10 protein-coding genes are annotated in these 11,614 nt (G+C 67.2%); 6 read left to right on the top strand and 4 right to left on the bottom strand.

All coding sequences use genetic code 11. The annotated features are described in order from the left end of the window. Position 1 precedes the first annotated feature (1 nt). The 3 genes from MLD63_RS01620 to MLD63_RS01610 all read left to right on the top strand — a co-directional run bounded on the left by MLD63_RS01620 (position 2) and on the right by MLD63_RS01610 (position 2,900). On the top strand, positions 2–1,198 hold the full coding sequence (locus tag MLD63_RS01620; protein ID WP_255328091.1) for a pyridoxal-phosphate-dependent aminotransferase family protein: 1,197 nt from the start codon (positions 2–4) through the stop codon (positions 1,196–1,198). A gap of 135 nt (positions 1,199–1,333) precedes the next feature. Continuing rightward, entirely contained in the window at positions 1,334–1,810 is a 477-nt protein-coding gene (locus tag MLD63_RS01615) for a hypothetical protein (RefSeq protein ID WP_255328090.1), read from the top strand. A gap of 28 nt (positions 1,811–1,838) precedes the next feature. Then, complete coding sequence (locus MLD63_RS01610; RefSeq protein ID WP_255328089.1) at positions 1,839–2,900, top strand: TAXI family TRAP transporter solute-binding subunit; 1,062 nt, start codon at positions 1,839–1,841, stop codon at positions 2,898–2,900. Positions 2,901–2,913: 13 nt separating this feature from the next. Here the strand turns inward: MLD63_RS01610 and copM are convergent, their stop codons facing one another. Both copM and MLD63_RS01600 read right to left on the bottom strand, forming a co-directional pair. Next, positions 2,914–3,342, bottom strand: a complete 429-nt coding sequence (gene copM / locus MLD63_RS01605; RefSeq protein ID WP_439957603.1) for a CopM family metallochaperone — start codon at positions 3,340–3,342, stop codon at positions 2,914–2,916. A 68-nt stretch (positions 3,343–3,410) separates the two neighbouring features. Further along, positions 3,411–3,977, bottom strand: coding sequence for an RsmD family RNA methyltransferase (locus MLD63_RS01600; RefSeq protein ID WP_255328480.1), 567 nt, complete (start codon positions 3,975–3,977; stop codon positions 3,411–3,413). Positions 3,978–4,052: 75 nt separating this feature from the next. Between MLD63_RS01600 and MLD63_RS01595 the strand changes: the two genes are divergently transcribed. Beyond that, a complete protein-coding gene (locus MLD63_RS01595) occupies positions 4,053–4,538 on the top strand; it encodes a peroxiredoxin (RefSeq protein WP_255328088.1) in 486 nt (161 codons plus the stop codon). 18 nt (positions 4,539–4,556) lie between these two features. Here the strand turns inward: MLD63_RS01595 and hrpB are convergent, their stop codons facing one another. Continuing rightward, positions 4,557–6,956, bottom strand: a complete 2,400-nt coding sequence (gene hrpB / locus MLD63_RS01590; protein ID WP_255328087.1) for an ATP-dependent helicase HrpB — start codon at positions 6,954–6,956, stop codon at positions 4,557–4,559. A gap of 95 nt (positions 6,957–7,051) precedes the next feature. On the opposite strand from hrpB, the gene MLD63_RS01585 reads away from it, so the two are divergent. Together MLD63_RS01585 and MLD63_RS01580 are read left to right on the top strand one after the other, a co-directional pair. Continuing rightward, positions 7,052–8,422, top strand: a complete 1,371-nt coding sequence (locus MLD63_RS01585) for a YcjX family GTP-binding protein (protein WP_255328479.1) — start codon at positions 7,052–7,054, stop codon at positions 8,420–8,422. Continuing rightward, positions 8,419–9,564, top strand: a complete 1,146-nt coding sequence (locus MLD63_RS01580) for a YcjF family protein (protein ID WP_255328086.1) — start codon at positions 8,419–8,421, stop codon at positions 9,562–9,564. Before MLD63_RS01585 ends, MLD63_RS01580 begins: the two co-directional genes overlap by 4 nt. Here MLD63_RS01580 and MLD63_RS01575 read toward each other — a convergent pair. Continuing rightward, positions 9,561–11,525, bottom strand: a complete 1,965-nt coding sequence (locus tag MLD63_RS01575; RefSeq protein ID WP_255328085.1) for a M10 family metallopeptidase — start codon at positions 11,523–11,525, stop codon at positions 9,561–9,563. The two genes, MLD63_RS01580 and MLD63_RS01575, sit on opposite strands and share 4 nt — an antisense overlap. Positions 11,526–11,614 lie beyond the last annotated feature (89 nt).

Genomic DNA, 11,614 nt, shown 5'->3' with positions numbered 1-11,614 from the left:
CATGAGCCTTGGTACCGGACGCCCGATCGTCGCAATTCCCGGACCGTCCCCCACGCCCGAGCGGGTGCTGGCGGCGATGCATCGTCCCAGCCCTGACATCTACGCAGCCGAACTGGGCGAGGTGAACCGGAAGCTGATGGACGGATTGAAGCGGCTGGCGGGCACGCGCGCTAATGTCGCGCCCTATATCGGCAACGGCCATGCCGCGTGGCAGGCGGCCAACGCCAACCTGTTTTCGCGCGGCGATCGGGCGCTGGTCATCGCCTCGGGCCATTTCGGGCGGTCCTGGGCCGAATATACCCGCGCCCAGGGCGTCGATGTCGATGTGCTGGATTTCGGCGAGGCGCCGCCCGACGCCAACCGGCTGGCTGATCGTCTTTCGCAGGATCGCGACGGTCGCATCACGGCGGTGATGGTGTGCCAGACCGATACGGCCAGCTCCGCCGTTGCGGACATCCCGGCACTGCGGGCGGCGATGGGCGACCACCCAGCGCTCTTGGTGGTCGATGCCATCGCTTCGCTGGGTTGCTCGCCCATGTTCATGGACGAATGGGGCGTGGACGTGCTGATCTCGGCCAGCCAGAAGGGGCTGATGTCGGTGCCGGGCACCTGCTTCGTCTGGTTCTCGGACCGGGCGGCGCGGCGCGGGAGAACCGACAATTTCGCGCCCTATTGGGACTGGACGATCCGGGCCAACGCGACCGAGTTGTGGCAGTTCTGGGGCGGCACCGCGCCGGTGCAACAGGTCTTCGGCCTGACCGAGGCGTTGGCGATGCTGGAAAAAGAAGGCCTGGAAGCCGTCTGGGCGCGCCACGCAAGGCTGGCACGGGCCACGTGGGCCGCCTTCGATGCCTGGGGCGCTAAGGGTGGCGCCGACGGCGCGCGCATCGCGATGAACGTGGCCGATCCGGATCGTCGCGCCCATTCCGTCACCGCGGCCCGGGTGCCCGGCGCAGATGCGCTGCGGGCATGGTTGTCGCGTGAGGCGGGCGTAGTTCTGGGTGTCGGGTTGGGTGCGGCTGACCCCGCCAACGCGCTGCGCGTTGCCCATATGGGGCACCTGAACACCGCCACGCATCTGGGGGTTCTGGCGTCGATGGACGCCGGCATGCAGGCGCTTGACCTGCCCCATGGCCCTGGTGCGGTCGAAGCTGCGGTGCAGGTCATCGCGCTGGAGAACGTGTCAAAGCTGGCGTGAATTTGCGGACATATAGAGCATATTTCGTCGGCGTGACTTGCTAGGAGACTGATAACAAAAGCAAACGCGACGCGTATGATTTGACATATTGGTTAACGCGCCTCATGCTTTCGTGAACGAGTCGCGAGTATTGCCTTGTTCAGGATATCGACAGCCACCGGCATCATCGCCGCCGCTATCCTTTCGCTTCCGCTGCACGCGCAGGCGCAGCAGGCGGACTCTCCTGAGCGCTCAGCGGACACCACGACAGCGCCTGATGATGAAAACGCGGCGCTGCGAGCGGAACTGGAAGCTGCACGCGCCGAACTTGAAGCGCTGAAACGGCAGGCGCCAGAGGGGGCGACGGCCGCGCCGATTTCCACGGATACAGCGCCTACGGACGCTGACGACATTCCTGCCATTGAACTTGCGGCGGGCGAGCCGCGCGATGCCGCGCTGGTCGCCGGCGTGGTGGCCGACGCACCCGGCGCCCCCACCGACCCGGTGCTGCGAACCCGTCTGCACGACCTGCTGGTGCAGGGCGTCTGTGCGCCAGACGCTCTGGCGCAGGTTCAAGATCCAATCAACCGCCAGACGCTTCTCGCGCTGATGACGCGACTGCCGAGATGCTGAACCGGCCGCCCCCACGGAGAATGCCGTCATGATCGCCCTGCCGATAGCGCGCGCCTGCGCCGTTCTCTTCGCTGCCCTCTCCTTTGTTGCGCCGCCCGGCAAAGCCGTCGCGCAAGAGGCGCAGATGAGCATCATGACCGGCTCGCCCAGCGGAACCTATATCCAGTTCGGCCGCGACCTCAGCGGGCTGATGGAAACCTGTGGTCAGACGATGGAGGTCGTTGAATCGGCCGGATCGCTGGAAAATTTCCTCGCCGTCAGGCAGCGACCCAACACCCAGTTCGGCATCGTGCAAAGCGACGTGCTGGAATACATGCGGACCTTCGCCGCCGAGGATCAGGCCATCGCCCGGGCGGTCGCCGGGGTCCGTATCGCCGTTCCGCTCTACGACGAAGAGCTCCATATCCTTGCCAAAGCCGACATCGAGACGCTGGGCGACCTGGCCGGAAAACGCGTGGCCATCGGGGTCGAGAACAGCGGCACGTACCTGACCTCGTCGCTGATCCTGTCGCTTGCCGGGATCGAGCCGGCCGAGCGCGTTCTGCTGAACCCCGCCGAAGCATTGCCGCAATTGCAGGATGGCCAGATCGACGCGCTGGTCTATGTCGCGGGTGCCCCCGCCACGCTGTTCCAGGACGAATCCATAGACGGCGACACCCTGCATCTTGTCCCGATCACCGATGAGGTCCTGCGGTCGGTCTACAGCTGGTCCACGATCCCGGAAGGCACCTACGCGTTCCAGACCGGCCCGCTCGACACCGTCGCGGTCAAGGCGGTGCTGATGACCTACGATTACCAGCCGCGGCGCAACGCTTACCACCGTAGTTCCTGCGCCGCGGTCTCGGAAATGTCGCACCAGATTCTGACACGGCTGGATCAGTTGAAGGAAAGCGGGCATCCGAAGTGGAAAAGCGTCGATCTGGCCGACGTGCCGCCCGGCTGGGATATCGGGCAATGCGTGAACGCGGGCATTGCCCCCGACTACGTCTCGAACTGCACACCGCCAGCGACAGCGACCACAACACCCGCGCCGGAGAGCGAGGCCAACAGCGCCTATCGACGTAACATCTGTGCGGTGATGGGCTGCTAGACGCGTCTCGCGGTCAGTTGGATGGCGCGTTGACCTTCAGCCATGCCTGCATCGTCGCGATCTCGGCTTCCTGCGCGGCGATGATCTCTTCGGCAAGTGCGCGCATGTCGGGGTCGTCGCCGTGATCCAGCAAGACGTTGGCCATGTCGATCGCGCCTTGATGGTGCGCGATCATGCCGCGCGCGAAGTCGACGTCGGGGTCGCCGCTCAACTCGATCGCCATGCCTTCATGCATCTTTTCCATGGCTGCCTTGAAGGCCTGGTCCGCATCGGACAACGCACGCGCCGGCGGCGCCCCATCACCGGCCGATGTTTCAGCAGGCGCGGCCATCGTGTGACCGGCGTGATCGGCTTGCTCGGTCGTCTGCGCATAAGCGCCGAAGGCTAACGCGAACAGGACCGGGCTCATCTGTGCGGCGCGGCGGGCGGTGTGCAACGGCATCGAAAACTCCTTCGAAGTCATGCTCGAAGAACGCCATGATGCCGCGCATCCGGCAAGCCCACGATCTCTCACGCTTGCGGCATCGTGGCCAGCGTCACCAGCGTGTCGGCGTATCGCCGCTGATCGGTCTGGATCAGCGGAGCGGGGATCGCGGGCGGGACCGAATCCTCCCACACGATGATGGCGCCCGGTGCGATCCAGCCACCCGCAAGCGCCGAGGCGATCGCCCGCTCGCCCAGACCCGTGCCGTAGGGCGGGTCGAGGAAGATCAGCGTGTAGGGTGCGGCGCGGTTGGTCCCCAAAGCACTGGCATCACGGCGCCACAGGTCGGTCACGCCCATCGCCCGCGCCTTGTCGATGTTTTCGCGGATCAGCGCCCGTGCCTTCACGCCGTCATCGACAAAGGCCACCCGCGCCGCCCCGCGCGACAAGGCCTCGAGGCCCAGGGCGCCGGTTCCCGCAAACAGGTCCAGCACACGCGCGCCGGGCACCGGGTCGCGTCCGCGTCCGTTTGTTAGCAAGTTGAAGATCGCCTCGCGCACGCGGTCGGTCGTGGGGCGCAGATGCGCCGCCGTATCGCCTGCCCCGACCTCGGCCAGTTTCAGTCCCCTCAGGTTGCCGCCCACGATCCGCATCACCATGTCCCGCTGGCCCAACTCGCGCGGCGACCCTATAGTCCGGCCCGGATCGTTTCAACGAAGGAGGTTCCGATGCCGATCGAGGCCGGAGACAAGCTGCCCGACGCCAATCTGCTGCGCGTGGGCGAAAAAGGTCCCGAACAAGTTTCGACCAGCGAATTCCAAAGCGGGCGCGTGGCGATCTTCGCCGTGCCCGGCGCCTTCACGGGCACCTGCACCAACGCGCACATGCCCAGCTTCGTGCGCACCGCGCAGGCGTTCCGCGACAAGGGCGTCAGCCGCATCGTCTGCGTGACCGTCAACGATCCCTTCGTCGCGAAGGCCTGGTCTGACGCGACCGGTGCGGGCGATGCCGGGATCGAGGTCCTTGCCGATGCCGATGGCTCGTTCACCCGCGCGATGGGGCAGAATTTCGACGCGCCGCTAGCGGGCCTTCACGGCCGGTCCAAGCGCTATGCGTTGCTGGCGAGCAATGGCACCGTCGACGTGATCAATGTCGAAGAGGGGCCTGGCCAGTGCAGCGTGTCAGCCGGGGAATCACTGCTGGAGCAGGTCTAAGAAAAGGCCGCGCGGGCCTCAGGTTCCGCGCGGCTTGGCCCGCAGGGTCGGATCGGCTTCGGTCGGGTCCTCTGGCCAGGGGTGGCGCGGATAGCGGCCGCGCATGTCCTTCCTGACATCGGCATAGGAATTCGCCCAGAAGCCCGGCAGATCCATCGTCACCTGAACCGGCCGATGTGCCGGGGACAGCAGCGTGATCCGCAAGGGCCGCCCGCCGACGACGGGATGGCGCGTGACGCCGAACATCTCCTGCAGGCGGACGTCGATCGAGGGGTCTTCGTGATCGTAGTCGATCGGCACCTTCCGCCCCAGCGGCGTGGTGAATTGCGCCGGCGCGTCCCGATCCAGCCGCTGCTGACCATCCCAGCCGATCAGGGTAAGCAATGGCTCGCTGAGATCCAGCGCGCGCAGATCCGCAAGCGTGCGAACGCGGCCCAGCCACGGCAACAGCCAGTCGCCGTCAGCCAGCAGGCTTTCATCGTCCACCGCCGGCATGTCCGGGACGAGCGCGATCCGCGCCCGCAGCCGCGCGGCGTCTTTCGTCCAACTTAGTCCATCCTGCCGAAGACCGTCCCACGCTGCGGCGGCAATCGCATCCTCCGGCGCGTCGGTCCAGGCGCGGTCTGACAGCACCAGCGCGCCAAGCCGTTCCTGTTCGCGCGCCTGAACACGACCCTCGCGGCGTGACCAGTCGCAGATCCTCAACGCCTTGAACCGGTCACCGTAAAGCGTGCGCAGATCGTCCTCGGACAGCGGTGCGGCCAGCCGGATCCGGGCTTCGCGGGCGTCACCGTCCAGATCGACGGCGACGATCAGCCTGTCGTTCGCCAACGGATCGCCCGCATCCAGGACAGCGCCCTTGCCGCCCGACAGCACGAAGCGTGGCGCCTCGCCCTTGCGGCGCAACCCGATCCGGTCGGGATAGGCCAGCGCGGCCGTTGGACCCGGATTCAACGGTTCGGCCTGGCCCGAAATCATGCGTCGCAAGCGCCTCGCCTCAGCCCGGATGCGATGCAGTGCTCCCGGATCGGCCTGTGCCGCGACCGTCTCGCCACGGATCGCGCGCAGTCGCAGCGTCAGGTCAGCGGATGCGCCCCGAAGCGGATCGCGGTCGGATAGAAGTGCTGCGAGGTCGGCTGCCTGCGGACCCGCGACGGCCAGCATATGCGCAAGCCGCGGATGAAGGGGCAGCGTGGCCAGCGACTTGCCGTGATCGGTGATCCGCCCATCATCGTCCAGCGCGCCGAGGTCACGCAGCAGCGCGCGCGCTTCCGCCAGCGGCGCTTCGGGCGGGGGCGTCAGGAAGGCGAGATCGCCGGGTGCGGCGCCCCAAGCGGCCAGTTCCAGCGCGAGGCCGGTCAGGTCGGCGACTGCGATCTCGGGCGGGGCGAAGGCGGGAAGCGCGCCTTCCTCGGCCCGCGCCCACAGGCGGTAGCATGTGCCCGGCGCGACCCGGCCCGCGCGGCCCCGGCGCTGATCCGCCTCTGCTCGGCTGACGCGTTCCGTGACCAGCCGCGACATGCCGCTGCCCGGATCGAACCGGGCGCGGCGCGCGCGGCCCGCATCGACCACCACCCGCACCTCGGGGATCGTGAGCGAGGTTTCCGCGATGGCCGTCGCCAGAACGATCCGCCGCACCGCGCCAGGCGGTGCCAGCGCCGCGCGCTGCGCCTTGGCATCGAGCGCGCCGTAAAGCGGCAGCACCTCGCAGCCGAGACCCTCCAGCATCCGAGCTATGCGCCGGATCTCTCCTTCACCCGGCAGGAAGGTGAGGATCGTGCCCTCTGCGGTCTCGTCCTCGGCCTGCCTGATCAGCGCCGTCGCTGCATCGAGCCAACGAGCGCCGGCGGGCAGCGGCCTTTCCAGCCAACGCGTCTCGACCGGAAAGGCCTGACCCTCGGACCGGATGATCGGCGCGTCGTCCAGCAGGGTCGCGACGGGCTGTGCATCCAGGGTCGCTGACATCACCAGCACCGCCAGATCGGGGCGCAGCGCGCCCCGCGCTTCCCAAACCAGTGCGAGGCCAAGATCGGCGTTCAGGCTACGTTCGTGGAACTCGTCGAAGATCACGCAAGAGGTTCCGTCCAGCGACGGATCGGACTGGATCATCCGCGTCAGGATGCCTTCGGTCACCACCTCGATCCGGCTGCCCGCGACGCTGTCCCCGCGCATCCGGTAGCCGATGCGCTGCCCAACGGGCTCACCCAGCCCTTCCGCCAGCCGCTCGGCAGCGGCGCGCGCGGCCAGCCTGCGCGGTTCCAGCATCAGGATCTTGCCCTCTGTCTGCCCTAGCAGCGCCAGCGGCACGCGCGTGGTCTTGCCCGCGCCCGGTGGGGCCACCAGGACCGCGCGCCCGCTGGCCGCAAGCGCATCGCACAGGGCGGGCAGGACCTCATCGATGGACAGGCGCTCGGGCATCTGCCGCTTATGTCAAGGCAGACCGGTGCCGGGAAGCCCTCTGTTCAAGGCTGCCCCCCGTGCCTATCTTCCCCGGACGCGAGGAAGGGAGCGGCATGGGACTGGGCAGCGATCTGATGCAGGGCATTGGCCTGTCGGACCCCGTCGTCCGACTGGGCGTTACCGGGCTGTCGCGCGCGGGCAAGACCGTGTTCATCACCAGCCTTGTCGCCAATCTGATGGATCGGGGCCGGATGCACGCGCTGCGCGCGGCTGCCGACGGCTCGATCGTTTCGGCCTGGCTGCAGCCGCAGCCCGACGATACCGTTCCGCGCTTCGATTACGAACGTCACCTTGCGGCGCTGACCGGTGCCGACCCGCACTGGCCCGAGGGCACGCGCCATGTCAGCCAGTTGCGCCTGTCGCTGCGGATTCGGCCGCGCGGATTGCTGGGTGGATTGCGCGGGATGCAGACACTGCATCTGGATATCGTCGATTATCCCGGCGAATGGCTGCTGGACCTGCGGCTGATGGACCGCGATTTCGCGCAATGGTCGGCCGAGACGCTGGACCAGATGCAGGGCCGACCGCTCGCCGACGACTATCAGGCGGAACTGGCCGCGATCGATGGCGCGGCGCGGTTTGACGAGCCGCAGGCGCAGCGCCTCGCCACCGCCTTTACCGCCCATCTGCGCGCTGCGCGCGACGCCGGCTGGTCGGATTGCACGCCGGGACGCTTCCTGTTGCCGGGCGAGATGGAGGGGTCGCCGGCACTGACCTTCGCGCCGCTGCCCGAAGATCTGTCGAAGGGTCCCATCGGACGAGAGTTCCGCCGCCGCTACGACGCCTATCGCTTGCGGGTGGTGAAGCCGTTCTTCCGCGATCATTTCGCCCGGATCGACCGGCAGGTGGTGCTGGTCGACGTCCTAGGCGCGATCCATCAGGGCCCGCAGGCGGTCGAGGACATGCGCCGCGCGATGGCCGATATTCTCGGTGCCTTCCGTCCGGGCCGCGCCGGCTGGCTGGCGCAGCTTCTGGGCACGCGCCGGGTGGAGCGGATCCTGTTCGCCGCGACCAAAGCCGATCACCTGAACCACGTCCAGCATCCGAAACTGGCCGCGATCCTGTCGGCGATGCTGCGCGAGGCGCGCGACCGCGCCGATTTTTCCGGTGCGCGGACCGAGGCGATGGCGATCGCCGCCTTGCGAACAACGACCGAGGACGTGATCCATCAGGATGGCGAGGATCTGCCGGCGGTGCGCGGCACGCTGATGGATGGGCGGCAGGCAGCCTTTTATGCGGGCGAACTGCCCGGCAATCCATCCGATCTGCTGCGTCCTGCCGCCGAAGGTTCGACCAACTGGCTGGACGGAGATTTCGCGGCGATGAACTTCGCCCCCGCTGCGGACACCGCCCGACCCGGCGACGGACCGCCCCATATCCGGCTGGACAAGGCCGCCGAATTTCTGATCGGGGACCGGCTGTGAGCGAGGATCGAAAGCGTCGCGGCCCTGTCGTACTGGATCTGGGCGATGGACCTGCGCGGACACCTCGCCCCGACCCGCGCCCCTTCGCAGGCGAGGAGCCGCCCCGAACCGAGGCGCCGAGGCGCGAGCGTGTGCAGAATGACGCCGGACCCAATCCCGCCGACGCGGCGCCGATCGACGATGGTGCAGGTCCGCTGCCGCGTCCCCGCACGATGGAGATGGTGCTGCGCCTGGCCGGTCGGGGACCATCAAGGCTGACCCGGTTCTTCATCAATACCGGCGTCGCGCTTTTCACCTTCCTTCTGTCGGTCGCGGCGCTGAACTTCATCAACAACCTGATCGCCCGCTATCCTCTGCTGGGATGGATCGGCGTGGCTTTGTTCGCGCTGTTCGCGATTGCCGCACTCGGCATGGCGATCCGTGAATACCGGGCCTGGGCGCGGTTCGGGGTGATCGATGCGATCCACCGCGATGCGGGCGCTGCCCTGGCCAAAAGTGATCTGACCGGGGCCAAGTCAGTGACCGACCGGATGCTGGCGCTCTATGGCAGGCGGACGGAAACGCAATGGGCGCGCGACCGCCTCGCCGAACGGCGTGGCGATGTCTTCGATGCCCAGACGCTTCTGGGTCTGGCTGAAACCGAGCTTCTGGCCCCGCTCGATCAGGAAGCCCGGCGCGAGATCGAGGCTGCGGCGCGCACCGTCGCCGCGGCGACCGCGTTGATCCCGCTGGCCTTGGCCGACGTGATGGCGGCCCTGGCGGCGAACCTGAGGATGATCCGACGCATGGCCGAGATCTATGGCGGGCGGGCAGGCGCCGTTGGTGGGTGGCGGCTTGCGCGGACCGTCATCACTCATCTTGTGGCGACGGGCGCCGTGGCAGCGGGCGATGACCTGATCCACACGGTGGCTGGTGGCGGGATGCTGGCCAAGGTCAGCCGTCGTTTCGGCGAGGGGGTCGTCAACGGTGCTCTGACCGCCCGCGTCGGCATCGCCGCGATGGAGGTCTGCCGGCCGTTGCCCTTCATCCATCAGCCGCGTCCCAAGGTCGGAAATCTGGTTAGCCGCGGTCTCGCTGGTCTGTTCGGCAGGACCGATGAGACGGACGGTCGCAACCCGCCGAAGGACGGCGCGCGCGACTAAAGCAGGAAATCCTGCGCCGTGATCGCGTCGACGTCGGACAGACACAGGCGCAGATTGGCGGTTCCGTCCCCGTTCGCATCGGCCAGAACGAACAGGTCCGCCCCCTCGGTTTCATAGCGCAGTTCCGCGCGATCTTCGCCGCTGAAAGCGGTCTGGCCACACCAGGTCAGCTCCATTGCGGTGAAATCCATCCGATCGGTCCCGCGCTGGAAATCGGCGATCGTGTCGGGCGCGGCCATACGGCTGTCGGACGCCGCGCGGAAGATGAAACGATCGGCACCCCCGCCCCCGATCAGCAGGTCGGCATCACCGCCGCCGTCGAGCGTATCGTTGCCGCGGCCGCCGTTGACCGTGTCTGCGCCGGCCCGTCCCCAAAGCCGATCGTTTTCCCAGCCGCCGCTCAGCCAGTCATCGCCGATCCCGCCATCGAGCCGGTCGTCATGCCGGTCGCCCATCAGGCTGTCGTTACCCGCGCCGCCCAGAAGAAGATCGTTGTGAAGACCGCCGTAAAGCGTGTCGTTTCCGTCCTCGCCGCGCAATGTGTCGGCGCCGTTGCCGCCGTTCAGGCGATCGTTCCCCGTGCCACCGTACCCGACATCGTTGCCACCGTAGAGGACCATCCGATCGTCGCCGACCCCCGAGAAGACGCGATCACGGTCGCCTGCGCCGATGATCGTGTCGTTACCATGGTTCCCCGCCAGCAGGTTCAGACCGCTGCCACCGTTTATCAGATCGTTGCCCGCGCCGCCGCTCAGCGTATCGTTGCCGGCACCGCCGATCAGCGTGTCCGACCCTTCCTGACCGTCGATCAGGTCGGCGCCGTCATGCCCGTTCAATCGATCAGCATCGGTGCCGCCCGCCATCGAGTCATTTCCGGCACCGCCCGACAGGGTGTCGCGACCCGCACCGCCCATCATTCGGTCGTTTCCAAGGCTGCCGATCAGCAGATCGTTGCCGGCATCGCCGGACAGCAGGTCATTGCCGTCGTCACCCAGCAGCGTGTCGTGCCCGCCGCCTCCGAACAGGCGGTCGTTGCCGACGCCGCCGCTCAGCGAATTGGCGACGATGTTGCCGATTACCGTATCATGACCCAGGCCCGCGCGGACATTCTCGATCACGGTTTCATAGGCGATACCCAGATTGCCGGTTTGGCCCAGTACGTCCGAAAAGCTTTGCGCTGCCAGAGAGATGCGCTGATCGAACCTGTCGCGAGACAGGTCCAGGGTGTCGATGCCGCCCTGATCATAGATCGTCATCATGATCGGGTCTTTCAGTGTTCCTGCGGTCAGCGCGCGCCCGATATAGCCGTGGATGCCGCCGGCATTGCTGTTCCAGCCGTAGGTGGTCGCGCCGTCGTTGACGCCGGTGGGTTTGCCGTAAAGCTGGTGGATCGCGACGATGTCCGCCGGCATCGGGGTGATTGCCCAGCCGTAAGACGCGCGCACGGCAGGCGCCTGCGTGGGTGCGAAGTAGGACATCACCGACATCTGCCAACTGTCGTTGTCGTAGAAGTTGTCGATGCCCCACGTGGCCTGGCCATTGTAGGGGCCTGCATGTCCTAGCCCCAAAGCGTGGCCCAGTTCATGGACCAGAGTCTGCATGTAGTAGCTGTCAAGCGTGCTGCCGTAATACAGCGACCAGTTCGACGCCATGGTGACGTCGGACCGGATCAGCGAACCATCGGCGCGATACTGGAAATCCGCGTGGCTGGACGAACCTTCCTTGTTCAGCGTGATCTGGGCCGCAGCCTCGTTCGCCACGGTGCGAAACTGGATCCCGCTGACCGAAGTCCAGGCCTCCAGCGCGATCCGGGCCAGCGTGCCCTCGACCCCCGGCAATGTGTTCGAAACGTTCAACGTGTCGCCCGCACCGATCCGCCAGAAGGGGGCGGTCATGCCAACATCCTGCCAGAAGCCCGTGGTCAGATAATCCGCGACCCGGGCGGTGCTCGCAATTGCCATGAAACGATTGTCCTTCGCCCGTCCTTCGCACCGCTACAACTAGAAGGATAGGACACGCCCGGCAACGCCTTCGACGGGGAAGGCGCGGG

Origin of the sequence: Paracoccus albicereus (assembly GCF_024359525.1) — a bacterium.
Classification (GTDB): domain Bacteria; phylum Pseudomonadota; class Alphaproteobacteria; order Rhodobacterales; family Rhodobacteraceae; genus Paracoccus; species Paracoccus albicereus.
Note: the sequence above shows the minus strand (reverse complement) of the source record. Positions and strands in the feature narration are given on the sequence as shown.